At 72.8% G+C, this 22,732-nt stretch carries 21 protein-coding genes; 8 read left to right on the plus strand and 13 right to left on the minus strand.

Annotated features, from left to right (window positions below; genetic code table 11):
* Positions 1–52: 52 nt before the first annotated feature.
* A complete protein-coding gene (locus WA640_RS07690; RefSeq protein ID WP_106366514.1) occupies positions 53–400 on the minus strand; it encodes an ArsR/SmtB family transcription factor in 348 nt (115 codons plus the stop codon).
* A 119-nt stretch (positions 401–519) separates the two neighbouring features.
* On the opposite strand from WA640_RS07690, the gene WA640_RS07695 reads away from it, so the two are divergent.
* Positions 520–1,719, plus strand: a complete 1,200-nt coding sequence (locus WA640_RS07695) for an MFS transporter (protein ID WP_335986970.1) — start codon at positions 520–522, stop codon at positions 1,717–1,719.
* Between the two features lie 14 nt (positions 1,720–1,733).
* Here WA640_RS07695 and WA640_RS07700 read toward each other — a convergent pair whose 3' ends face one another.
* Positions 1,734–2,333 carry a TetR/AcrR family transcriptional regulator C-terminal domain-containing protein gene (locus WA640_RS07700; RefSeq protein WP_335986971.1) on the minus strand — a complete coding sequence of 200 codons (600 nt, stop codon included), beginning with the start codon at positions 2,331–2,333 and terminating at the stop codon, positions 1,734–1,736.
* A 124-nt stretch (positions 2,334–2,457) separates the two neighbouring features.
* Between WA640_RS07700 and WA640_RS07705 the strand changes: the two genes are divergently transcribed.
* Entirely contained in the window at positions 2,458–3,474 is a 1,017-nt protein-coding gene (locus WA640_RS07705; protein WP_335986972.1) for a hypothetical protein, read from the plus strand.
* A gap of 128 nt (positions 3,475–3,602) precedes the next feature.
* Positions 3,603–5,936 (plus strand): endo-1,4-beta-xylanase, encoded by a 2,334-nt coding sequence (locus WA640_RS07710; protein WP_335986973.1) that lies wholly within the window; start codon positions 3,603–3,605, stop codon positions 5,934–5,936.
* Between the two features lie 37 nt (positions 5,937–5,973).
* On the opposite strand, the gene WA640_RS07715 is transcribed toward WA640_RS07710, so the two are convergent.
* Entirely contained in the window at positions 5,974–6,405 is a 432-nt protein-coding gene (locus tag WA640_RS07715) for a DUF2000 domain-containing protein (RefSeq protein ID WP_335986974.1), read from the minus strand.
* A 35-nt stretch (positions 6,406–6,440) separates the two neighbouring features.
* Here WA640_RS07715 and WA640_RS07720 point away from each other — a divergent pair, with 35 nt between their 5' ends.
* Positions 6,441–7,397 (plus strand): helix-turn-helix domain-containing protein, encoded by a 957-nt coding sequence (locus WA640_RS07720; protein WP_442904692.1) that lies wholly within the window; start codon positions 6,441–6,443, stop codon positions 7,395–7,397.
* Here the strand turns inward: WA640_RS07720 and WA640_RS07725 are convergent.
* The 4 genes from WA640_RS07725 to WA640_RS07740 are packed head-to-tail and all read right to left on the minus strand — an operon-like array spanning position 7,291 to position 10,697.
* Positions 7,291–7,896, minus strand: coding sequence for a response regulator transcription factor (locus WA640_RS07725; RefSeq protein ID WP_106366520.1), 606 nt, complete (start codon positions 7,894–7,896; stop codon positions 7,291–7,293). The two genes, WA640_RS07720 and WA640_RS07725, sit on opposite strands and share 107 nt — an antisense overlap.
* Positions 7,893–9,020, minus strand: a complete 1,128-nt coding sequence (locus tag WA640_RS07730) for a sensor histidine kinase (protein WP_335986977.1) — start codon at positions 9,018–9,020, stop codon at positions 7,893–7,895. The genes WA640_RS07725 and WA640_RS07730 overlap by 4 nt, the downstream gene beginning before the upstream one ends.
* A gap of 29 nt (positions 9,021–9,049) precedes the next feature.
* Positions 9,050–9,790: an ABC transporter permease gene (locus WA640_RS07735; protein ID WP_335986979.1), complete on the minus strand. Its 741-nt coding sequence runs from the start codon at positions 9,788–9,790 to the stop codon at positions 9,050–9,052.
* Positions 9,791–9,800: 10 nt separating this feature from the next.
* Positions 9,801–10,697, minus strand: coding sequence for an ABC transporter ATP-binding protein (locus tag WA640_RS07740; RefSeq protein ID WP_335986980.1), 897 nt, complete (start codon positions 10,695–10,697; stop codon positions 9,801–9,803).
* Positions 10,698–10,881: 184 nt separating this feature from the next.
* Between WA640_RS07740 and WA640_RS07745 the strand changes: the two genes are divergently transcribed.
* Both WA640_RS07745 and WA640_RS07750 read left to right on the plus strand, forming a co-directional pair.
* On the plus strand, positions 10,882–12,312 hold the full coding sequence (locus WA640_RS07745) for a glycoside hydrolase family 43 protein (RefSeq protein ID WP_335986981.1): 1,431 nt from the start codon (positions 10,882–10,884) through the stop codon (positions 12,310–12,312).
* A 77-nt stretch (positions 12,313–12,389) separates the two neighbouring features.
* Positions 12,390–12,998 (plus strand): glyoxalase, encoded by a 609-nt coding sequence (locus WA640_RS07750; RefSeq protein WP_335986982.1) that lies wholly within the window; start codon positions 12,390–12,392, stop codon positions 12,996–12,998.
* Here the strand turns inward: WA640_RS07750 and WA640_RS07755 are convergent.
* Entirely contained in the window at positions 12,995–13,582 is a 588-nt protein-coding gene (locus tag WA640_RS07755; RefSeq protein ID WP_335986984.1) for an isochorismatase family protein, read from the minus strand. The two genes, WA640_RS07750 and WA640_RS07755, sit on opposite strands and share 4 nt — an antisense overlap.
* 122 nt (positions 13,583–13,704) lie before the next feature.
* Between WA640_RS07755 and WA640_RS07760 the strand changes: the two genes are divergently transcribed.
* Positions 13,705–14,685, plus strand: a complete 981-nt coding sequence (locus WA640_RS07760) for a GlxA family transcriptional regulator (RefSeq protein WP_335986985.1) — start codon at positions 13,705–13,707, stop codon at positions 14,683–14,685.
* Positions 14,686–14,733: 48 nt separating this feature from the next.
* Here the strand turns inward: WA640_RS07760 and WA640_RS07765 are convergent, their stop codons facing one another.
* The 4 genes from WA640_RS07765 to WA640_RS07780 all read right to left on the minus strand — a co-directional run bounded on the left by WA640_RS07765 (position 14,734) and on the right by WA640_RS07780 (position 19,323).
* The gene (locus WA640_RS07765) at positions 14,734–16,164 is read right to left on the minus strand and encodes a GntP family transporter (protein ID WP_335986986.1); all 1,431 of its coding nucleotides are present in this window, start codon (positions 16,162–16,164) and stop codon (positions 14,734–14,736) included.
* A 3-nt stretch (positions 16,165–16,167) separates the two neighbouring features.
* Positions 16,168–17,070: an NAD(P)-dependent oxidoreductase gene (locus WA640_RS07770; RefSeq protein ID WP_335986987.1), complete on the minus strand. Its 903-nt coding sequence runs from the start codon at positions 17,068–17,070 to the stop codon at positions 16,168–16,170.
* Between the two features lie 29 nt (positions 17,071–17,099).
* On the minus strand, positions 17,100–18,503 hold the full coding sequence (locus WA640_RS07775; protein WP_335986988.1) for a four-carbon acid sugar kinase family protein: 1,404 nt from the start codon (positions 18,501–18,503) through the stop codon (positions 17,100–17,102).
* A gap of 115 nt (positions 18,504–18,618) precedes the next feature.
* Positions 18,619–19,323: a FadR/GntR family transcriptional regulator gene (locus WA640_RS07780; protein ID WP_335986989.1), complete on the minus strand. Its 705-nt coding sequence runs from the start codon at positions 19,321–19,323 to the stop codon at positions 18,619–18,621.
* A gap of 78 nt (positions 19,324–19,401) precedes the next feature.
* Here WA640_RS07780 and WA640_RS07785 point away from each other — a divergent pair, with 78 nt between their 5' ends.
* Entirely contained in the window at positions 19,402–19,734 is a 333-nt protein-coding gene (locus WA640_RS07785; RefSeq protein ID WP_335986992.1) for a TfoX/Sxy family protein, read from the plus strand.
* A 53-nt stretch (positions 19,735–19,787) separates the two neighbouring features.
* Here the strand turns inward: WA640_RS07785 and WA640_RS07790 are convergent, their stop codons facing one another.
* Positions 19,788–22,697, minus strand: a complete 2,910-nt coding sequence (locus WA640_RS07790) for a hypothetical protein (protein WP_335986994.1) — start codon at positions 22,695–22,697, stop codon at positions 19,788–19,790.
* Positions 22,698–22,732 lie beyond the last annotated feature (35 nt).

A 22,732-nucleotide genomic window follows, 5' to 3' on the forward strand; every position in this document is an offset into this window, starting at 1 on the left:
CGGTAGCAAGCTCCGCCTCCGGCCTCATCGGACTCGGCTCCGCGCGGCGGCCTCAGTCCGCGGGCCGCCAGGCCCTGACGAGGTCGAGGAGGCCGGGGAAGCGGGCGTCGAGGTCGGCTTCGCGGACGGTGTTGCGCCGCTCCAGGCCGACCTGGCGCTGGCGGACGACGCCGGATTCGCGGAGGACCTTCCAGTGGTGGGTCCGGGTGGACTTGGGGCGGTCGATCTTGAACCAGCCGCAGGCGCGCTCCTCGCCCCCGGCGTCGCGGAGGTAGGCCTGGACGATGCTCAGGCGCAGCGGGTCGCTGAGGGCGCTGAGCACGTGTTCCAGGCGCAGCTCGTCGCGCGCGGGCTCGGGGAGCAGCCCGGTGGCCGGGTCTGCGACGGCGGGTTCGGGCATGTCGGCTCCAGGTGTCGTGTCTCACGGTCCGCTAGTACGAGTTGCATCGTACTACGGTTTTATGTTCGACTCTATTCGAACTAGTTCGAGTTTACTCGTACAATCGAAGGAGTCCCGCCGTGGTCTCGCAGCTCACCGCCCCGCCCGCCGCCGTCCGCGGCCCCGGCACGGCCTGGACCTGGCTCGCCGCCTGGCCCATCGCCTCGATCTTCATGCTCGCGAACGCCGCCGCGCCGCTCTACGTCGTCTGGCAGGCCGAGTTCGGCTTCTCCAAAGGCACGCTCACCGCGGTCTTCTGCTGGTACATGGTCGGCATGGCCGCCTCGCTCCTGGTCTCCGGCACCGCCTCGGACCGCCTGGGACGCAAGGCGGTCCTGCTCCCCGCCCTCGGACTCGGCGTCGTGGCCGCGGTCCTGTTCGCCACCGCCCAAGGCGTGCTCGCGCTGTCGGTCGGCCGCGTGCTCGCCGGGGCCGCGACCGGCGCGATGGTCTCGGCCGGGACCGCGGCCGTCACCGACCTCGCCGGAGACGGGCGCCGCCGCCTCGCCGCGCTCCTCGGGTCCGTCGGCGTCGCCGTCGGCACCGGCCTCGGCCCGCTGTGGGGCGGCCTGCTCTCCGAGACGCTCCCCGGGCCCACCTCGACGGTCTTCTGGATCCAGATCGCCCTGCTGCTCACCGCGATCGCGGTCGTGGCGCGGATGCCGCTCGGCCGTCCCGAGCGGGCCGCCGCCGGCGGCTGGGTCCGCGTTCCGCGCGTCCCCGCCGACTCCCGGCGCCGCCTTCTCGCGGCCGTCGCCGTCGCCGGACCCGCGCTCGCGACCACCTCGTTCATGCTCTCGCTCGCGCCCTCGCTGCTCACCGAGCAGCTCGGCACCGACAACCGGATCGTCGCCGGAGCCGTTGCGGCCCTGGCGTTCAGCGCTTCGATCCTCGCGCAGGTCCTGCTCAAGCACCTGACGGTGCCGCGGCTGATGCTCACCGCCGGGGCCGCCACGATCGCCTGCGCGGCCGCGCTCATCGCCGCCGTCGCGACCGCCGCGCCCGTGGTCCTGCTCCTCGCCGCGGTCTTCGCCGGGGCCGCCCAGGGCCTCGCGTTCCTCGGCGGCCTCTCGATGCTCAACCGCGCCGTCCCGCAGACCGCGCTCGCCGAAGCCAACGCCGCCTTCAACATCAGCATCTACGCCCTCGCCGGGGGCCTTTCGCTGGCGCTCGGCTACCTCTCCGACGCCGTCGGGCTCGGCGCCGCCATCGACGACTTCGCGATCGCCCTCGCCGTCCTCACCGTCATCGGCCTTGCCCTCGTCCGCCGCGCCCGCTGAACCGGGAAGGCATGTCAGGGTTCGAGGCCGCGGATCAGGGCTTCGAGGCCCGTCTCGAATTCGCGGTCGGGGGTGAGGCTCGACAGGGCGGCGGCGATCGATCGGAGGCGCTCGGTGCCGGGGGCGGGGTCGGCGGGGGGCGCGGCGGAGGGGGCCGACTGCTCTTCGAGGACGCAGCCGATGACGTAGCGGCTCACGGCGATCGAGGCGAGGACCGCGTCCACCGGGGCGATGCCGTGGCGTTCGAACAGGTCGATGCGGGCGAGGGTGGTCGCGGGGTCGGGCGTGCGGGGGCCGGTGGCGGCGATGAGGCGGGCGCCGTCGCGGACGGCGAGGAGCGCGGCGCGCAGGCTCCGGGCGTTGCGGTCCAGGAATTCCTGCCAGGTGTCGCCGTCGCGGGGGAGGCGCTCGGTGTGGCGGCGGTCGAGGACCTCCGCGGCGGCCGCGTCGAGGAGCGCGGCCTTGCTGGGGAAGTGGTGGTAGAGCGCGGGCTGGCGCACGCCGAGGTGCTTCGCGATGGCGTGGAGCGACAGGGCGTCGAGGCCCCGCTCGTCGAGGACGGCGAGCGTCGCGTCGATGATCGCCGAGCGTTCCAGTTGTCGTGGGTGCGGCACCCTGTCCGACCTCGCCTCCGGGGTCCGTGGGCGGGCCCTCGCCCGCGCATGCTTATCGATGATAACCTCGTTCTCGTTCATGTTTATCAGTGATAAGCTTCAGACGAGGCGGACAGGGGGAGTCATGTCGGACGAGAGCAAGGGTGCGACTCGGTACTGCCGCAAGGCCGCCTGGACGCTCGTCGCGATCACCCCGCTCATCGCCGAGCTCGCGCTCGGGTCCACGCCGGTCCGCATGGCGTGGCTGGTGCTGCTGTGGATCCCGATCTACGGCGCGGGCGTCCTGCTCATCCGCGAGCTGGCGGTCCGGCGCGGCCGCGGCTGGCCCACCATCCTGCTCCTCGCCGTCTGCTACGAACTCCTCGAAGACGGCATCGGCTTGCAGGCCTTGACGAGTCCGCACCTGTACGACGCCGCAGACTGGGGCGCGCGCATCCTCGGGTTCAACGTGCCCTACTGGTTCGCCAACACGGGCTACCACGCGGTCTTCACGGTCGCGATCCCGATCGCGTTGACCCGGCTGCTGTTCCCTTCGCACCGGAACCGCCCCTACATAGGCCGCTTCGGGTTGACCTCGACCGCGATCGTCATGGCCCTCGGCGTACTCGTCCTCCGCGTCTCCGTGCCGCCCTCGGAGGACCCCGGCTACCAGGCGCCCCTGCCGTTCGTGATCGGCTGCCTCGCAGTGGTCCTCGTCGTCGGCGTCCTCGCACTCACCGCGGTGCCCGCGCCGGACCGGCCCGTCACTGACGCTCCCGTCCCGGGCCTCCTGAGTCTCGCCCTCGCCGCCGGACTCGCGACCCTGGCGTTCTTCGCCCTGACGTTCCCGGCGTTCGGGGCCCGGCAGCCGGCGTTCACGGAGGGCCTGTGGGTCCTCCTGCCGCTCGCGGTCGCGGCGGCCGGGATCGCCTGGGGCTACCGGACCCTGCTGCGCTGGACCGATTCACGCAGATGGACCGACCGGCACACGCTCGCCCTCATCGGCGGCGCGCTCGTCGCGCACAGCGTCGGAGGCATGGTCATCATGGCGCACAACGCGGTCGACCGCCTCGGCCTCGCCGCGATCATCGCCGTCACGCTCCTCGCGGTCTTCCTCATCGATCGCCGCCTGCGCGCCAGGGAGGCCCTCGCCGTCGCGTGAACGGGCCCGGAGATTGACAGAGGTCGAAGTCGCAAATACTATGGCGGCACCCTCACCTGAAAGTTTCATGAAATCCCCGGAACTTTCGGAGACCTCGTATCCCTCCTCCGCGATGGAGCCTGCAACCCATGACTCATCAAGCACGCGAACGGCGCCGACGGCTGCCCGCGCTCGCGGCGGGAGCCCTGCTCCTGCCCGTCGCCGCCCTCGCGTTCGCCCCTCCCGCCGCCGCCCAGGACGACGTCGTCTACGCCTCCGACTTCGAGGACGGCACGGTCGGCGACTGGGCCCCGCGCGGCCCCGTCACCCTCGCCGTCGAGGACGGCGCGCTGCTCACCACCGGGCGCAGCGCCGACTGGCACGGCCCCTCGGTCGACCTGACCGGCGTCATCGCCCCCGGCGGCGTGTACGAGATCGCCGTGTCCGTGCGCTTCGCCGACGGCAGCGCGGGCGACGCCCTCACCGCCACCGTGCAGCGCGAGACCGCCGACGGCACCTCCTACGACAGCGTCGTCTACCAGGCCCCCGCGGGCGGCGACTGGACCGTGCTCAGCGGCGAGTACAGCATCGCCTCCCCCGCAACGGCGCTCACCTTCTACATCGAGTCGCCTACAGTGGACGCCTCCTACTGGATCGACGACTTCACCGTCACCGAGCTGGAGCCGCCCGGCATCGAGCCCGACATCCCGAGCCTCAAGGACGTCCTCGCCGACGACTTCCGCATCGGCGCCGCCGTCGACCCCCGCGACATCACCGGCGACTCCGGCCAGCTGCTCAGCAAGCACTTCAGCCAGATCACCGCCGAGAACCACATGAAGCCCGACGCGATCCAGCCGACCGAGGGCGAGTTCACCTTCAGCGCCGCCGACGAGCTCGTCGACTACGCCGAGGCGAACGGCATGGAGATCTACGGGCACACGTTCCTGTGGCACACCAGCCAGGTCCCCGAATGGTGGTTCGAGTACCCCGAAGGCCATCCGAACGCCGGTGAGCCCCTTGGGAACTCCGACGAGGACCGGCAGATCATGATCGATCGCCTCGAAGCCCACATCGGCGCGCTCGCCGCGCACTACGGCGACCGCGTCCAGGCCTGGGACGTCGTCAACGAGGTCATCAGCGACAACAACGCCGAGGTCTACCGCCACAGCCGCTGGTACGAGATCTTCGACGGCCCCGAGTACGTCTACGAGGCGTTCCGCATCGCCCGCGAGCAGTTCGACGCCGTGGGCGCCACCGACGTCAAGCTCTTCATCAACGACTACGGCACCGAGAACCCCGGCAAGCGCGACAACCTCTACAACCTCGTCGCCGACATGCTCGACGCCGGCGTCCCGGTCGACGGCGTGGGCCACCAGACCCACATCAACCTGAACACCTCCATCACCCAGATCGAGGACAGCCTCCTCAAGTTCGCCGACCTCGGCGTGCTGCAAGCCGTCACCGAACTCGACGTGGCGATCGGCGCGCCCGGCCCGGACGAGGAGTTCCCGCAGCTGGAGGCCCGCCTCATCCAGCAGGGCCACTACTTCCGCGACCTGTTCGCCATGTACCGCGAGCACGCCGACCTCCTGGAGTCGGTCACCGTCTGGGGCCTCCACGACGGCCGCTCCTGGCTTCGCTCCGAGACCCGGCCGCTGGAGAGCCCGCTGCTGTTCACCGATGCGCTGCAATCGAAGTGGGCCTACTGGGGGATCGTCGACCCGAGCGTCCTGCCCGAGATCCCCGACGAGGAGGAGCCCGAGTACGCCCGCGTGCAGGTGCCCCTCGCGGACACCGCGCCCGCGATCGACGGCGAACGCGACGCCGTGTGGGACGGAGCCTCCACGGTCGCAACCGAAGTCGTCATCGAAGGCACCGCCGACGGGGCCACCGCCGACGTCTCGCTCCTGTGGGACGAAGCGGGGCTCTACGCCCTCTTCGAGGTCACCGACCCGTCCCTGGACGAGGCCAGCGCCAACCCCTGGGAGCAGGACTCGGTGGAGGTCTTCCTCAACCCCGGCAACACGAAGGAAGGCGGCTACGGCCCCGCCGACGGCCAGTACCGCGTCAGCTTCACCAACGCGGTCTCGGTGGGCGGCAACGGACCCGACGCCGGCGAGCTCACCAGCGCCGCCGCCGTGACCGACACCGGGTACGTCGTGGAGGTCGCGGTCGCCATGGCGCCCGAGCAGGCTGCGATCGGCACCGAGCACGGCCTGGAACTCCAGGTCAACGACGGCACCGACGGGGCCCGCACCGCGGTTCACACCTGGTACGACCCGACCGGGCTGTCGTGGAACACCAACGCGAACTGGGGGATCGCCGAGTTCGTGGAGGACGTGGAGGCCCCCGGCGAAGGCGGCGGGAAGCTCCCGACCACCGGCGCCGCGCTCACCGCGGCGCTCGCCGGAGCCGCGGCCCTCGGCGTCCTCGGCTTCGTGATGGTCCGGCGCCGCCGGGCCGCCGCGGACTGGGGCGAGTAGTAATCGGTCCCGGGCGGGTCCGCCCGCCCAGGACCGCTCACGGATGCATCCGCGCGCCCTTGACGACCCGGTCGACCGCGTTCTTCGGCCCGTACACGCCGATCCCGGCGAGGTCGAGCTTCGCCGCCGGGACGGCGCGGACGGCGGCGCGGTTGTCGCCGTCGTGGCCGGTCGCGAACAGCTCGGTGGTGAACAGCGACAAGCGCATCCCGCGCGCGAGCGCCTTCGCGTGCGCGCCGGTGAGCTGCGCCGCGGTCCCCTCCAGGATCATCACGGGCTGGCGGAACATCGGCAGGTACGCATTCGCGTCGGCGTCCTCGTACGGCTCGCCGACCACCTCCGGCTCGGCGGTGCCCAGGCCGCTGACGAGGAACGCCGTGACGTTCAGCCGCTGCCAGACGGCGAGGTCGTCGCGGAGCAGCACCGCGATCTTGGTGTCGAAGCGGACGGGCGCGGTCTCAGGTTCCATGCGGGCAACGCTACGGAGCGCCGGGCCGCGGCGTCTTGTACGTTCTTAGCGTGGCGGTTCCCGAGGTCAGGGCGTGGCGCCCGGCCGTGGCCGGGGTCGCGGAGGCGTTCCACGCGCATTTCACCGACCACGCCTACCCGATGCACGTCCACGACACCTGGACGCTCCTCATCATCGACGAGGGCGCGGTCCGCTACGACCTGGACCGGCACGAGCACGGCGCCCTCCGCGGCTTCGTCACGCTGCTGCCGCCGCAGGTCCCGCACGACGGCCAGTCGGCGACGCCGCACGGATTCCGCAAGCGGGTGCTCTACCTCGACGACACCCTCTTGGACACGGCCCTCATCGGCCGCGCCGTGGACGGCCCCGAGATCGCCGATCCGCCGCTGCGCCAAGCCGTTCACCGGCTCCACGAGTCGCTGCGCGGGCCCGGTGACGAGCTGGAGGCCGAAAGCCGCGTGGCGCTCGTCGCCGACCGGCTGCGCCGCCACCTCCTCGGCCGGGAGCCCGCTTCGGCCCCGGTGCGGGACCGGCGGCTCGCGCACCGCCTGCGCGACCTCCTCGAACGCCGCCTCGCGGCCGGGATGAGCCTGCGGGAGGCGGCGGGGGAGCTGCACGCCCACCCCGTACATCTGGTGCGGGCCTTCAGCACCGAGTTCGGGATCGCCCCGCACCAGTACCTGGTGACCCGCCGCGTCGACCGCGCCCGGCGCCTCCTCCTCGACGGCCTCCCCGCGCCCGCAGTCGCGGCGGCCACCGGTTTCTACGACCAGTCGCACCTGACGCGGCACTTCAAGCGGGTCGTGGGGACGACCCCGGCGCGCTTCGCTGGCTCAACTTCCAGACCAACCGTCTTGTTATCAGTAGGTTGTGGATTCGAATCGCCTAGAGCCAGCCCCGCTCATCAGCCAACCTCGCCGCCTCCGCACGGTTCCGAGCACCGAGTTTGCCGATCGCCGTGGACAAGTGGTTCCGCACGGTGCCCTCGGTGAGGTGGAGCGCGGCGGCCATGTCGGCGACGGTGCCGCCGTCGAGTGCCAGGCGCAGGGCCTCGCGCTCGCGGGCGGTCAGCGGGCCCTCGCCGGTGGCGAGGGACTCGGCGGCGAGCGCCGGGTCGACCACGCGCAGTCCGCTGTGGACTCTGCGGACGGCCTCCACGAGCTGCTCCGGCGGCGCGTCCTTGACGACGAAGCCGACCGCGCCCGCGGTCATCGCGCGCGCCAGATATCCGGGCCGCCCGAAGGTGGTGCAGATGATGATCCGGCACCCGGGCCGGGCCCGGCGCAGCTCGGCGGCGACCGCGAGGCCGTCCTTGCCGGGCATCTGCACGTCGAGGAGCGCCACGTCGGGCGCGGTGCGCGCCGCCGCGTCGAGGACCTCGTCCCCGGACCCGACCTGCGCGACCACTTCGATGTCGGGCTCCAGCCCGAGCACGGTCGCGAGCGCGCCGCGCACCATCGCCTGGTCGTCGGCCAGCAGTACCCGGATCATCTGACCTCCGCCTTCACGGTGAAACCGCCGTCCGGGTCCGGACCGGCGTCGAGCACGCCGCCGACGGCGGCGAGCCGCTCGGACAGGCCGCGCAGGCCCGTCCCCGGGGCGCCGTCGCCCCCGCCGCGGCCGTCGTCGGCGACGCGGATCCAGTTGCGGCCCAGCGTCACCGTAACTCGGGACGCGCCCGAGTGGCGGATCGCGTTCGTCACCGCCTCGCGGACCACGTACCCGAACACGGCCTGGTGCGCCGGGTCGACATCGTCCACCGCGCGCGGCAGGTCGGCGTCGATGTCGGCGGCCCGCAGCGCGGCGCGAGCCCCAGCAAGCTCGCCCGCGAGGGACACCTCCCGGTACTCCGAGACCGTAGCGCGCACGTCCGACAACGCCGCCCGGGACAGCGCCTCGACGTCGCGGATCTCGTTGATGGCGCGCGCCTCGCCCTGCCCGGTCTCCAGGAGCCGCCGCGCGGCCCCGGCCTTGACGGTGATCGTGGTCAGGCTGTGGCCGAGGATGTCATGGAGGTCCCGCGCGAGCCGCTCGCGCTCGGCGCCGACCGCGAGCGCCGCGATCTGCTCGTTCGCGGCCCGCAGGCTCCGCACGGTCCTGATGAGCCGCACCACGAAGAACAGCGTGGTCGTGATCCCGAACATCGCCCACAGGTCGCTGTAGGTGAACCCGACCCCGAGGCCCGTCGCGCCGCCGACCGCCTCGATGACGCCGAGGGCGAGGACCGTGCCGCCGTCGAGGACGAGCATCCAGCCCAGCGGCAGGCCCATCGCGATCGGGATGATCGCGTACAGCAGGCCGTAGACGCCGCCGGTGTCGAGCCCCGCGAACAGCGTCCACCCGAGCGCCAGGATCACCGCGCCGAAGCCGACCCGCTGCCACATGCGGCCCGTCGACACCGCCCACGGGAACACCGCGTAGCAGGCCGCGTAGGCCAGGACGACCGCGACGACCGCCCAGTCCGCGTCTCCGGCGGCGTTCATGACCACCGGGATCACGAACGGCGCCAGGAAGACTCCGGCCAGCAGCAGCCACCGGTAGTTGCCGCGCCCGGCGAACGGGCCGGTGGCGCTGCCGCTCCACCAGCCCTCGCCGGTCCCGTTCGACTGTCGCACGGGCCCTCGCCTCTCCACGTCTTCCCCGGTCAGGCCCGGGCCGAGTCCTTACGGTACCGCCAGACCACGAGGGCGCCCAGCACGATCGCCCAGGCCGCGAGCACCGCGACCGACAGGCCCAGGCTCCGCGTCAGGTCGGTCGTGACCGCGCCGCGCCCGATCTGCGTGAGCCAGTAGCTCGGCAGGAACGGCGAGACGGTCTGGAGCCAGCCCGGCATGGCGTCCACCGGGATCCACAGGCCGCCGAGGAACCCCATCGCCAGCGAGACGCCCATGTTCACCGGCTGGAGCGTGTCGGGGGTGACGAGCTGCCCGATGAGCAGGCCCAGCAGCACGAACGGGACCGCGCCGACCCAGATGCCGAGGATGATCCGGGTCCATTCGCCGCCGTCGAGGCGCACGCCTTCGGCGATGACGGCGAGCAGGGGGATCGCGACGACCACCGGCAGAGCCAGGAGCATCCCGGTGAGGCCCTTGCCGAAGATGTAGCCGCGGCCCGACAGCGGGGTGAGCCGCAGCTGCCGCTGCCAGCCCGCGGCGCGCTCGACCGCGAGGCGCGCGCCGTTGTTCATGGCCGCGAACACGGCCCCGAACGCGATCATGTTCACCATGATGACGGCGACCGCCGAAGCCTTCTCAGGCCCGGATCCGGTGACGAACACGTTGGCCTGCAACAGGAACAGCAGGACCGGGAAGAAGAACGCGAAGATCAGGAAGCGCGGGTTGCGGAGCATCCGCACGATCTCCAGGCGCGTGTAGGTCGGGTTCATCGCAGGCTCCTTAGTCGCTGATGAGGGAGAGGAAGGCGGATTCGAGCCCGGCGGCGGCGATCTCGATGTCGCGCGCGCCGGGGTGGGCGGCGAGGAGCGCCCGCAGGGTGGCGTCGGAGTCGGCGGTGGCGATCTGGGCGCGGCCGTCGCGGAGCTCGCACGCGGTGACCGCGGGCAGCGCCAGGAGCGTGTCCGCATCGGCGCCGGGGACGGCGGCGCGGATGGTGCGCCCGCCCGCGACGGCCCTGACCTCGGCGACCGTGCCGTCGGCGGCGATGCGGCCGCCGTTCATGAGGACCACGCGGTCGGCGTACTCCTCGGCCTCTTCGAGGTAGTGGGTGGCGAACAGGACGGTGCGCCCGCCCGCGGTGTCCTCGTACATGGCCTTCCAGAAGTCGCGGCGCGTGGCCGGGTCCATGGCGGCGGTGGGCTCGTCGAGGACGAGGAGCGCGGGGTCGGAGACGAGCGCGATGGCGAAGCGCACGCGCTGGGCCTGGCCGCCGGAGAGGCGGTTCGCGCGGCGGGCGGCGAGGTCCTCGCACCCGGCGCGGCGCAGGGCCCGCTCGACGGGGATCGGCTTGCGGTGCAGGGAGGCGACGAGGCGCACGGTCTCGGCGACGGTGAGGTCGTCGAGGAGCGTGCCGTTCTGGAGCATCGCCCCGATGGCGCCCTCGCGCACGGCCTCGGCGGGGGAGCGGCCGAAGACCGCGACGCTCCCGGCGTCGGGCGTCGTAAGGCCGAGGATCATGTCGATGGCGGTGGACTTCCCGGCGCCGTTGGGGCCCAGGAGGGCCACGACCTCGCCGGGGCGGATCTCCAGGTCGATGCCGTCGACGGCGGCGACGTCGCCGTAGTGCTTCCGCAGGCCGCCGAGGGCGACCGCCGGAGGAGTGCTCGTGTTGCTCATGCATAGAGCTTCGCTTCGAACGGGCTCTGGCGCCTCGACCGCGCGTCACGACCTTCCCCTGACGAATGTCACGGGCGGGGCTCCTCCGAGAGTCAACTAAATAGATGATGTTGACTGTCTCAATGTGTTGATGTTAGCCTTCACATCATCTGTTCCGGCTGCCTGTCACCTTATTGGAGTGGCCATGTCCTCATCGCCTTCCGCGCGGCTCAGCCGCCGCGGACTGCTCACCGCGGCCGCCGCGGTGCCGCTCGCCGCAGTGCTCCCCGGCGCCGCTGCGGCCCAGACCGCCTATACCGGCTACCTCATGGTCCACTTCATCGGCGAAGGCGCCGGCGGCGAGCAGATCTACCTCGCCGCCAGCGACAACGGCCTCAACTGGACCGACCTCAACCGGAGCCAGATCGTGCTGCGCAGCCCGATCGGCACCCAGGGCGTGCGCGACCCCGTGCTCATCCGCAACCAGGCCGGGAACCGGTACTGGATCGTCGCCACCGACCTGCGCATCGGCTCGGGCACCTCCTGGGACGACGCCGCCAACCGCGGCAGCCGCAACCTCGTCGTGTGGGAGTCCGCGGACCTCGTCAACTGGTCTGCGCCGTGGCTCCTCGGCGTCGCGAACTCCATCGGGGACGCCGGGAACGCCTGGGCCCCCGAGGCGATCTGGGACGCCGCGGCCGGGAACTACCTCCTCTACTGGGCCACCAACTCGACCCTCAACGGCGTCAAGAAGCACCGCATCTGGAGCGCCCGCACCACCGACTTCCGCACCATCACCACCCCGCAGGTCTACATCAACCTCGCGGGGAGCGAGGGGCTCATCGACACGCAGATCGTCGAGGTCCCCGCGTCGACCGGCGGCTACCGCTACTACCGCGCCTCCAAGACCACGCAGATCGTCATCGAGGGCGCGAACTCCCTCACCGGCACGTGGACGCGCCTGGGCGACCTCGCGAACCTCACCGGCGGCGGCGTCGAGGGCCCCATGTGGGCGAAGTTCAACGACCGCACCGAATGGGCGCTGTGGCTCGACCAGTACGCCACGGGCCGCGGCTACATGCCCGTGCTCACCACCAACCCCGCGGCGGTCTCGGGCTACCGCACCACCTCCGGGTACAGCCTGGGCGCGAACCTGAAGCGCCACGGCTTCGTCCTCAACATCACCGCCGCCGAGAAGACCCGGGTCCTGAACCGCTACCAGGCGCCGGTCTGGAACCGGCTCCAGTCCTACAACTTCCAGGACCGGTACGTGCGCCACTCGAACTTCGACGTGCGCATCGACGCCGGGGTCAGCCCGGCCGCCGACGCGCAGTTCCGACTGGTCCCGGGCCTGGCGTCCTCCAGCGCGGTCTCGTTCGAGTCGGTGAACTTCCCCGGGTACTTCCTGCGGCACTCCAACTACGACTTCGTGCTCGCCCCGCGCGAGGCGACGTCCCAGTTCAGCGCCGACGCCACCTTCAACCGGGTCGCGGGGCTGGCGGACTCCTCGTGGAGCTCGTTCACCTCGTACAACTACCCGACGCGGTACATCAGGCACTACGACTACCTGCTGCGGCTCGACCCGGTCTCGACGGCGACGGAACGGGCGGACGCGACGTTCCGCGTCGTCACCTGAGCCCCTCCCGGGGCGGGCCCCCGAAGCGATCACGAATCGAGAAGCGCGGGGGCCCGTCCCGGAAATAGCCTTTGAGCATGACCTACATCGAACAGATCACCATCGAGGCCGCCGACCCGAAGGCCGCCGAGGACTTCTACACGACCGCCTTCGGGCCCGGCGTCCCGCTCAGGTTCCGCGCCTCCGACGCGCCCACGTCCGGGTTCCGCGGCTTCACGCTCGACTTCATCGCCGCGCAGCCCGCGAACGTGGACCTGCTGTTCCAGGCCGCGATCGACGCCGGGGCCACCGTGGTCAAGGCCGCCGAGAAGTCCTTCTGGGGCTACGGCGGGGTCCTGCGCGCCCCCGACGGCACGGTCCTGAAGTTCGCGTCCTCCTCGAAGAAGGACACCGCGCCCGCCGAGAAGAAGTACACCGACGTCGTGCTGCTCCTCGGCACCGCCGACATGAAGGCCTCCAAGCGGTTCTATGTGGACCACGGCCTGGTCGTGGAGAAGAGCTACGGCGGCAAGTACACCGAGTTCGCCGCGGGCGACGGGCAGGTCAAGTTCGCGCTCTACCCGCGAAAGGCGTTCAAGAAGACCGCGTTCGTCGACCCCGAGGGCTCCGGCTCGCACCGCATCGCCATCGGCGGCACCGGCGGCTCCTTCACCGACCCTGACGGCTTCGCGTGGGAGCAGGCCTAGCCCAGGTCGTCGGCGGTCGCGACGACGACCCCGTACAGATCCGCCACGGTGGCGAGCGCCGCGGTGTGCAGCTCCTTCGCCGACGTCTCGCCGGCCGCGGTGCCGAGCGGCCGGGTCGCGCACGCGTCGGCGACCACCGTGGGCCGGTCGCCGCGCAGGAACGCGCCCTGCGCGGTGAACGCCACGCACATGTGCGTCATGAACCCGGCGACCACCAGGTCCTTCCCGCCCGCGGCGTCCAAGATGCCGCCGAGTTCCGTGCCCACGAACGCGTCCGGGGCGGTCTTCACCACGACCGCTTCGCCCTCGACGGGCGCGACCTTCGGATGGATCTGCCCGATCTCGGCGCTGTAGTCGTACGGCCCGGGGCCGCCGTCGTTCACGACATGGACGACCCTGGTCCCGGCCCGGCGGGCCCGCGCGAGCAGGTCCGCGGCGGCGTCGAGCGCGGGCTCCCAGCCCTCCAGCTCCATGACGCCGCGGGTGTACGTGTTCTGGTAGTCGATCAGCACCAGCGTCGAGTCCGACAGCTTCGCCGGGGTCCGGTCCAGGCCGACGACCTCGCGCAACGTGATGGCGCCCATGGGTTTCCTCCTCTGGTTCCGGCCGCCGTCCGGCGGCCCGGCTCCACGCTACGGCCGCCGCGGCATGTCTGCAATGTCGAGCAACTTGCAGATCCGGACATGCCCCTGCTAGCGTCGGGCCGGTGAACCAGCGCCTCGTCGTCATCGTGCTCTTCGACGGCGTCGACCTCCTCGACGTCACCGGCCCGCCCGAAGTGTTCGCGCTCCTCACGCGCGAACTCGGCGACGCCGCGGACTACCGCGTGGTCCTCGCGGCCGAGACCGACGCGCCCGTCACCACCTTCGCGGGCGTCCGCGTCCTCCCCGACACCACGTTCGACGACCTCTCCGGCCCGATCGACACGCTCATCGTCCCCGGCCGCGTCGAACCCGGCCCCGACGGGCGACTGCGCGCCGCCGCCGACCCCGAGGTCGTCGCCCGCGTGAAGGCCCTCGCCTCCCGCACCGCCCGCATCGCGTCGGTCTGCGTCGGCGCCCACATCCTCGCCGACGCCGGGCTCCTCGACGGCCGCCGCGCCACCACCCACTGGTCCACCGCGGCCCAGCTCGCCGCCGAGCACCCCGCCGTCGAGGTCGACGCCGACCCGATCTTCATCCGCGACGGCCGCGTGTGGACCGGCGCGGGCATCACCGCCTGCCTCGACCTCACCCTCGCGCTGGTCGCCGAGGACCACGGCGAGGCCGCGGCCCTGCGCGTCGCCCGCCAGCTCGTCATGTACCTCAAGCGGCCCAGCGGCCAGAGCCAGTTCAGCGTGCCCCTCGAACCGGTCTCCACGACCCGCCGCGTCGAGGACCTGCGCCACCACATCGCCGGGCACCTCGCCGACCCGCTCGCGATCGGCGACCTCGCCCGCCTCGCGCACCTGTCGGAGCGCCAGCTCACCCGCGTCTTCAAGGCCGAGCTGGGCCGCACGCCCGCCGCGTACGTGGAGGCCGCGCGGGTCGAGGCCGCCCGGCACCGCCTCGAAGGCGGCGACGACACGCTCGACCGCATCGCGACCGCGTGCGGCTTCAACACGGTCGACACGCTCATCCGGGCGTTCCGCCGCCAGCTCGGCACCACCCCCACCGAGTACCGCAACCGGTTCCGCACGGCCGCGTGAACGCCGACGGGCCGGACCCCCGTGGAGTCCGGCCCGTCGGCGCGCGGGTCAGCCGGCCGGGATGAGCGCGTACAGCGCCGCGACGAAGCCGAAGCCGAGCAGGCCGAGCACCGTCGTCATCGGCGTCCACACCCGCAGGCCGTCCTTGACGGACAGACCCAGGTAGCGCGTGACGATCCAGAAGCCGGAGTCGTTCACGTGGCTCAGGCCCAGCGCGCCGTAGCCGATCGCGAGCGCGACGAGCGCGAGGTGCACCGAGTCGGACCCCATGGCCTGGACCGTGGGCAGCAGCAGGCCCGCGGTCGTCGTGATCGCGACGGTCGCCGACCCCTGCGCGGCGCGCATGATGAGCGACATGAGGAACGCGGCCAGCAGGACCGGGATGCCCGCGTCGGCGAGCGTCTCGGCGACGGCGCCGCCGATGCCGGTCTCGGTGAGGATGCGGCCGAAGCCGCCGCCCGCGCCGGTGACGAGGATGATCACGGCCGCGGCCGGGAGAGCCGATTCCATGACCTCGCCGAGCTTCGCGGCGGACCATCCGCGGCGCACGCCGAGCGCGAACATCGCGGCGGCGATGGCGACGACGAGCGCGAAGATCGGCTGGCCGACCATCGCGAGGACGCCGTTCCAGGTGCTCCCGGCCGGGAACATCGGGGCGATCGTGGTGCCGACCATGATGAGCGCCAACGGAAGCACGATGATCCCGAGGATGGTCCAGGCGCTCGGGGCCCTCTCGCCGTCGGCGAGGGTCCCGTTCCGCGGGCCGTCCTCGGTGCCGAAGGCGTCGAACATCTCCTTGGCGGCGGGGATCATCGCGAACTCGCGCAGGTTGAACCACTTGCCGAGGAAGTACGCGGCGACCGCGAGCGGGATCGAGATGAGCAGCGACAGGATGGTGATCCACCCGACGTCCGCGCCGAGGACCGCGGCGCCGCCGACGATGCCCGGGTGCGGCGGGACCGCGACGTGCACCGCGAGCATGATGCCCGCGACCGGCAGGCCGAACTTGATCGGGTTGACCCCGGCGGCCTTCGCGAACGCGTAGATGATCGGGACGAGGATGATGAACCCGGCGTCGAAGAACACCGGGATCGCGAGGATCGCGGCGGCGGCGGTGAGCGCGACGGCGACCCGCTTGGGGCCCAGCCAGCTCGTGAACTTGCCCGCGAGCGATTCGGCGCCGCCGGAGATCTCGATGATCTTCCCGAGCATCGATCCGAGCGCGACGAGGACGGCGACGGACCCGAGGGTCCCGCCGACGCCGGCGATGATCGCCTGGACGACGCCGAGCCGCTCGGGCTCGGTGTCGGTGGCGGCGACCGTGGTCAGCGGGAGGCCCGCGGCGACGCCGACGACGATCGAGGTCAGGATGATCGCGTAGAACGACTGGACCTTGAACCTGATGATGAGGAGCAGCAGCAGCGCGATGCCGGCGAGGCCGACCGCGATGAGCGCCGGGAGCGGCAGCGTGTAGCCCATCGCCTACGCCCCCTTGCCGTCGCGGCGCTCGGGGGCGACGACGCGGATGACCGCGGAGTCGTCGAGCGCGCCGAGGCCCTGGGCCTCGCCGAGGAGGAACAGCTGCTCGGCGGCGGCGGCCACGGGCGCGGCCAGGTGCGCGTTCCGGGCGGCGCGGCCGACGATCCCGAGGTCCTTCACGAAGATGTCGAGGCGGCTGAGCACTTCGGCGCCGCCCTCGTCGTAGGCCTGGAGGGCGCGCGGGCCGCGGTTGCCGAGCATGAACGAGTCGGCGGCCCCGGCGGTGAGCGCCGCGAGGGTCCGCTCCCGGTCGAGGCCGAGCGCGTCGGCGAGCGCGAGCGCCTCGGCGGCGGCCGCGATGTGGACGCCGCACAGGAGCTGGTTGACGGTCTTGAGCGCCTGTCCGTCCCCGGCCTTGTCGCCGACGACGGTGAGCGTCGAGGCGAGCTGCTCTAGGACGGGCCGGGCCTGTTGCAGCGCTCCGGGTTCGGCGCCCACGACGATGAGCAGGTCGCCCTCGCCCGCGCGGACCGGGCCGCCGGAGAGCGGCGCGTCCACCAGGCGCGCGCCGTGCTCGGCGAGGCGCGCGGCCGTGGCGGCGATCCCGTCGGTCCCCACGGTGCTCGTGAGGATCACGACGGCGCCGGGCGCGAGGTGCCCGGCGAGGCCGTTCGCGCCGAAGAGGAGGTCGTCGAGCTGCTCGCCGGTGCGGACGGCGACGAGCACCGCCCCGGCCCCGGCGGCGGCCTCGGCCGCGGTGGCCGCGGGCGCGACCCCGCGTTCGGCCGCGAGCGCGAGCCGTTCGGGCGCGATGTCGAAGCCGCGCACCGTGAAGCGCTCGGCCAGGCGCGCGGCCATGGGCAGGCCCATCGCGCCGAGGCCGATCACAGCGACGTTGCTGTCCATTGTGTGTTCTTCCAATCTGGGGACGGGGATCAGTCGGTGAGCGTGCCGACGACCTGCGCGAGCGAGTCGGCCTCGCCGACGTTGCCCGCGAAGACGATGTAGGGGATGCCGACGGCGGGCCCGGTCTCGGGCCGCCACAGGGAGACGATGCCCGGGAGCATCGGGCCGACGACGGTGGCGCGCCGGATGCGCAGCCCCTCGGTGGCGGTGTCGCTGGAGGTGATGCCGCCCTTGGCGACCACGAACCGCGGCGGCGCGAGCGCCAGGACCCGGGCGACGAGGTCCACGACGCCGCTGGAGACCTTCCGGGCGATGTCGAGGCTCTCCTCGCCGTCGCGGCCGGTCACGAGCTCGCGCGTGGTGTGGACGACGACGGTGCCGTGCGCGAGCGCCGCGGCGGTCGCCTCGGCCCGTTCGGCCAGGTGCGCGTCGCGCCGGTCGTCGATGAGGCGGCGGACGTCGAGCTCGATCGTGGCGGTCCCGGGGCGGGCCTCGCGGAGCCGGTCGAGCTGTGCGGTGGTGAGCGGCACGTGGCTGCCGACGACGACGAGCCCGCCGCGGTCGTCGGCGAGGTCGAGCTGCGCCCGGGTGACCGGCTCGGCGATGTCCTGTCCGATGTGGGCGCGCACGTACGGCGGGCCGACGCGCAGCAGCGCCGCGAGTCCTTCGCGTTCGAGCCGGTGCAGCGCGATGGCGACGACCCGCATGTCGGTCTCGTCCACGACGTCGACCGCGACGACGGTCCCGGTCTTCAGGCCCCGCAGGAACGCCGCGACCGCGTCCGGCCCGCGGCGGATCGTCCCGATCGCGAGGACCGCGACGTCTGCCTTGGAGATGCGCCCGGCGGTCTTCTCCTCGACCCATTCCCGCAGGTCGGAGCTGCGGAACCCGAACGTGGCGTCCTGCGCGAACGGCGTCTCGCCCACGGGAGTGGCCTCGCCGTCGACGACCCAGTAGTGGACGCCGTCGACGGTGATCCGCCCGGCGTCGGGGAACGCGGGCACGAGCAGCGTGAACGCGGGGGCGGCGCCGCCGTGCGCGGTGATCGCCTCGGTGAGCACGTCGGTCTCCAGCGGGAAGTGCCCGCGGAGCGTCGAGTCGGAGCGGGACACGAACGTGAGCCGCTTCCCGGCCCGCCCGGCCGCGGCCAGGGCGACGGCGACGACCTCGCGGTTGCACTGCGCCGCTTCGGCGGGGTCGAGGGAGCGGGTGTTGGTGAGGACGTAGACGGCGGGGGCCCCGGTCGCGAGCGCCCAGTCGAGGTCCGCGGCCTCCCACGCGGTGAGGACGGGCAGGCCCGCGACGGACTGCGTCCCGGTCGGGTCGTCGTCGAGGACGACGAGCACGGCGTCGGGGTCGGCCTCGGCGCGCACGTCGGCGGCGGCTGCCTGGGCGGCTTCGGGCACGGTGGCGAGCAGCGTCTCGACGCGCACGGGAACTCCTATGTTCGCGGGTCTCACGGAACCCGGCCATCAGATATCAGATATCTGATAACCCGGGACGGCCATCATGCCTCGCCGAATCCGGGATTGTCAAACCGGCACGCGGTCAGCGCCTGCCGTGCACGTATTCCACCAGGTCGCCCCTGGTCTGCTCCATGTGACTCGCCATCGCGTCGCGCGCCGCCACCGGGTCGCCCGACTCGATCGCCGCGGCCACCGACTCGTGCTCGGCGATGGCGTGCTCGCGGATGTCGAACACCGCGCTCGTCTCGCTGCGCGTGTCCGCGAGCATCGCGGTCAGCGGCAGCAGCGCCGCCACCAGGATGCGGTTGTTCGCGGCCCGCAGCACCGCCTCGTGGAACTCCAGGTCCGCCTCGACGAACCCCGCCACATCGGTGCGCGCGTGCGCCGCGCGCATCCGGTCGATCTCGCGGCGCATCGCGTCCACGTCCGGGTCGCTGCGGCGGACGGCCGCGAGCTGGGCCGCCCCGGTCTCGATCATCATGCGCACTTCGAGCAGCTCCAGCGAGGACCGCTCGCGCTCCCCGGCGCTGCGCGCGTGCCGCACCACCGCCTCCAGGCCCGTCCACTGCGCGACCGGCGCCACCCGGTGCCGCCTCCCCGGGACCTGCACGATGACGCCCTGCGCCTGGAGCAGCCGCACCGCCTCGCGCAGCGTCAGCCGCGAGACCTCCAGCTCCTCGGCGAGCACGCCCTCCGGAGGGAGCGCCGCGCCGGTCGCGATGGTGCCGTCGATGATGGCGTCGAGCACCCGCTCGACCACCTCCTGCGTCCGCGACGCGCGCGCCATCGGCTTCCTCCTCCGTCGGCGCAAGCGTAAGCCAGCGGGACGCCACCCGGTGTCGGACCCCGGTGGCACGATTGCCTGATGGCATACGACGAGGGGCTGGCCGAGCGGATCCGCGACGTCTTCGACAACCGGCCGTACGTGTTCGAGCGGAAGATGTTCGGCGGGCTCGGATGGATGGTCCACGGCAACATGGCCGCGGCCGTCCTCGGGCAGGGCGGCGCGATGGTCCGCGTCGCCAGGGACGACTACGAGGACCTCCTGGCCGAGGACGGCGCCGAGCCGATGGTCATGGGCGGGCGCACCGTGACCGGCTGGATCCGCCTGGGCGACGACATCTGCGCCTCCGACGTGGACCTGCGCACCTGGGTCGACCGGGGCATCGCCTTCGCAGAGACGCTCCCGCGCAAATGACGGCGCGGGCGCTCCTCCGGGTCCGGCCCGGCACCGGAGCGCCCGCGCCGCCGCTACGCCTCGACCGCTTCGTCGCCTTCGGGGTCCTCCGCTTCTTCGAAGCGCTCCTTGACGTTCGCGAGGTGCCCGTTCAGCGAGTTCGCCTGCCCCTCGTGCTCGGCGCCGAGCCGGTGCAGGACCCGGTCCGCGACGGCCTGCGCCCCCGCGAAGTCGCCGTTCGCCTCATGGGCGGCGATCATCGTGTGCGCGGCCTGCACGGCCGCGTCGACCAGGAACTCCCCGTCCTCGGCGACGTCGAGCACCGCCGCGCCGACCTCCAGCAGCCGCGCCGCCCACTCGTCTTCGGTCTCCTCCCGCTCGTTGCCGCGCATGCGCGCCTCCTGAAGGAGCGTCTTCGCGTACTCGTCGCGGCACGACTCCCGGTACCGCTCGTGGTGGCCCTCGTCGCGCCAGTCCGCTTCGAGCTCCCTTGCGAGCGCGAGCATCTCGTCCAGCGCCGCCCCCAGGTCCGCGTCGTCGGTGCGCAGTCGCGCCCACAGGGCCGCGCGCACCGGGTTCGCGGCGGCCGACAGGGACCCCAGCTCGCGCCACGCGGCCGCGGACCGCCCGTACGCGTCGACCGCGGACTTGGCCTCGCCGGTGCGTTCGAGCAGTTCGCCCGCGAGGTGCGCCGACTGGGCGTAGAACGCGGGGTTGGGATGCGCGAGCCCGCCGTCCATGAGCCGCAGGGCCTCCAGGATGTGCGTGAGCCCGGCCGGGGCGTCGAAGGCGCGCTGACTGTGCTCTGCGAGGAGGCTGCGGGCGTCGAGGAGGCGCCAGTGCTCGTCCTCGTGCATGGCGGGCAGGTCTTCCAGGGCCGCTTCGAGGATGACCACGGCTTCGGCGCTGCGCTCCTGCATCGCGAGGGCCTTGCCGAGGAGGTGCCGGGCCACGCCCGCGCAGCCGGTCTCGCCCGCGCGGTCGTACCAGTGGGCGGCCTGCACGGCGTAGTGCTCGGCGGTGCGGGCGTCGCCGAGGTTGATCGAGCACTCGGTGGCGGTGAGGTTGAGCGCGGCCACGGGGAACGGCGGGTCGTCGTGCTTGACGGCGGCGAGGCCGGTCTCGGCGACGGCGAGCGCCTCGGCGAGGCGCCCGGCCTGGTTGAGCATGGCGCCGTACTGGAACGCGCCGATGAACGTCTCGAAGCGGAAGCCGCCCGCGCAAGCCAGGTCGAAGGCGTTGCGCAGCGCCTCGACGCGGCCTTCGAACCCGGTCTCGAACTCGGGGAGCATCCGGGCGAGCTGGGTGCGCACGAGGAGCGCGCGCCGGTTCGGGGCCAGGGCCGCGAGGTCGGCGTCCGCTGCCGCGAACGCGGCGGCGAGGTCCGGTCCGGGCCGCTCGCCGAGCATGAGCCCGGCCTGGAGCTGCGCCATGAGGATCTGGGCCCGCGCGCGGACGGCGTCGACATGGACAGGACTGTCGGGCGCGGACTCGGCGAGCGCGTCGGCTTCGGCGAGCAGTGCGGGCGCGGCCTCGCGGAACGCGGCGGGCTCGACCTGGAGTGCCCACGCGGCCTTGGCGATGCGGCACAGGAGCGCGCGGCCGGGCTGCCCGGCCTCGGCGAAGAGGTTCGCGGCGAGCGCGGCGAGGTCCTGGGCGGCTTCGAGGGCGCCGTCCGGGTCGGCCTTGGCGAGGAGCACTTCGGCCTCGTCGGCCGGGTCGAGGTGCGCCCCTTGGGTTTCGGCGATGCGGGCGACGGCGAGCCACCGCTGCACGCGGTCCTCGGCGACGTCCTCGACGCCCGCGCGGGCCCGCACGAGCGCGTCCTCAAGGGGCAGGTCCTCGGCCTTGTCGGGCGCCGGGACCGGTGCGGCCTGCGGGAGCGCCTTGAGCCCCAGCGGGACGTACGGGTACGGCTCGGCCGGTTCGACGCGGGCCTGCGACCGGTCGGAGTGGACGGTGGAGCCGTTGCGGCGGTCGTAGCGGGCGCACAGCGCGCGCCGTTCGGCGTCGGCCCAGGCGTGCAGGTCGTCGGCGGTCCAGTCGCGGTCCTCGGGCCCGGCGAGCAGGGTCCCGCCCATGCCGCGGGCGCGCAGGGCTCCGGCGAGGGCCTGGACGCCTTCGAGCCACTGGAGGCGCACGGACGGCTCCAGCGCCATGCCGTAGGCGCGGCGGTCGGCCGCGAGGATCTCGATCCCGCGGGCCTCGTTGCCGGTGAGCGCGCAGAACCGCAGGTGCCGGGCGATGTAGCCGAGCATGTCGTCCTTGTCGCGGCTGATGCGGTACCCGTGGTGGTGGTTGGCGCGGGCGGCGTCGAGGCGGCCGAGGCGCGCGAGCGGCAGCAGCGAGTCGGCGAGCGTGTTGTGCGGCTCGTGTGCGCAGTGCAGGTCGCCTTCGAGGAGCGGGGCCCACGCGGCCACGGCGGCCTCGTCGTCCCCGGCGCACGCGGCCATGTCGCCGATGTCGTTGACGCGGCAGGCCTCGCAGTCGCTCATGTCGTCGGGCTCGGTGGTGCGCACCAGCTCGGCAGCGCGGGCGGCGCGCTCGTCGTCGCCGAGGTGGTAGGCCACCCAGTGCTCGGCCTCGTAGTAGGGGTGCAGGGAGTGCCCGGCCTCGGCGTAGCGGGTGCGGAACTGCACGAGGGCGTCCTCCACGGACGCCAGCGGCACGTCGGGGTGGTCGCGCAGCTTGTACACGATCCACTTGAACTGCCAGTACACCGAGCGCAGGAGCGCGGCGTCGAAGTGCTCGGGCGCGGTGTCGAGCTCGTGCAGGAGCCGCGCGTAGGGGACGAGGAGCCGCGTCGAGTCGGCCGAGTACTCGTAGCAGTCGACCAGGGCCGCGAGGACGGAGTTGAGGAGGGGCCGGTCGCCGTCGGCCTCGACGGCGACGAGGTGCTCCTCCAGGGCGGCCAGGCGGGCCTCGCCCCGGAGCTGCCATCGGATCTCGTTGAGGCGCTTGCGCAGTGCGTCGGTGTCGGTCATGGGGCTTCCGTCATGTCGGAGTTCGTCGGTGCCAG

This window comes from Glycomyces sp. MUSA5-2, from assembly GCF_037034145.1.
Lineage (GTDB): Bacteria > Actinomycetota > Actinomycetes > Mycobacteriales > Micromonosporaceae > Glycomyces > Glycomyces artemisiae.

Excerpts from the sequence above, each read along its gene's own strand:
- WA640_RS07690 (WP_106366514.1), bottom strand. The coding sequence starts at position 400 with ATGCCCGAACCCGCCGTCGCAGACCCGGCCACCGGGCTGCTCCCCGAG.
- WA640_RS07705 (WP_335986972.1), top strand. The coding sequence starts at position 2,458 with ATGTCGGACGAGAGCAAGGGTGCGACTCGGTACTGCCGCAAGGCCGCC.
- WA640_RS07710 (WP_335986973.1), top strand. The coding sequence starts at position 3,603 with ATGACTCATCAAGCACGCGAACGGCGCCGACGGCTGCCCGCGCTCGCG.
- WA640_RS07715 (WP_335986974.1), bottom strand. The coding sequence starts at position 6,405 with ATGGAACCTGAGACCGCGCCCGTCCGCTTCGACACCAAGATCGCGGTG.
- WA640_RS07725 (WP_106366520.1), bottom strand. The coding sequence starts at position 7,896 with ATGATCCGGGTACTGCTGGCCGACGACCAGGCGATGGTGCGCGGCGCG.
- WA640_RS07735 (WP_335986979.1), bottom strand. The coding sequence starts at position 9,790 with ATGAACCCGACCTACACGCGCCTGGAGATCGTGCGGATGCTCCGCAAC.
- WA640_RS07740 (WP_335986980.1), bottom strand. The coding sequence starts at position 10,697 with ATGAGCAACACGAGCACTCCTCCGGCGGTCGCCCTCGGCGGCCTGCGG.
- WA640_RS07745 (WP_335986981.1), top strand. The coding sequence starts at position 10,882 with ATGTCCTCATCGCCTTCCGCGCGGCTCAGCCGCCGCGGACTGCTCACC.
- WA640_RS07750 (WP_335986982.1), top strand. The coding sequence starts at position 12,390 with ATGACCTACATCGAACAGATCACCATCGAGGCCGCCGACCCGAAGGCC.
- WA640_RS07755 (WP_335986984.1), bottom strand. The coding sequence starts at position 13,582 with ATGGGCGCCATCACGTTGCGCGAGGTCGTCGGCCTGGACCGGACCCCG.
- WA640_RS07765 (WP_335986986.1), bottom strand. The coding sequence starts at position 16,164 with ATGGGCTACACGCTGCCGCTCCCGGCGCTCATCGCGGTCGGCCTCGCC.
- WA640_RS07770 (WP_335986987.1), bottom strand. The coding sequence starts at position 17,070 with ATGGACAGCAACGTCGCTGTGATCGGCCTCGGCGCGATGGGCCTGCCC.
- WA640_RS07780 (WP_335986989.1), bottom strand. The coding sequence starts at position 19,323 with ATGGCGCGCGCGTCGCGGACGCAGGAGGTGGTCGAGCGGGTGCTCGAC.
- WA640_RS07785 (WP_335986992.1), top strand. The coding sequence starts at position 19,402 with ATGGCATACGACGAGGGGCTGGCCGAGCGGATCCGCGACGTCTTCGAC.
- WA640_RS07790 (WP_335986994.1), bottom strand. The coding sequence starts at position 22,697 with ATGACCGACACCGACGCACTGCGCAAGCGCCTCAACGAGATCCGATGG.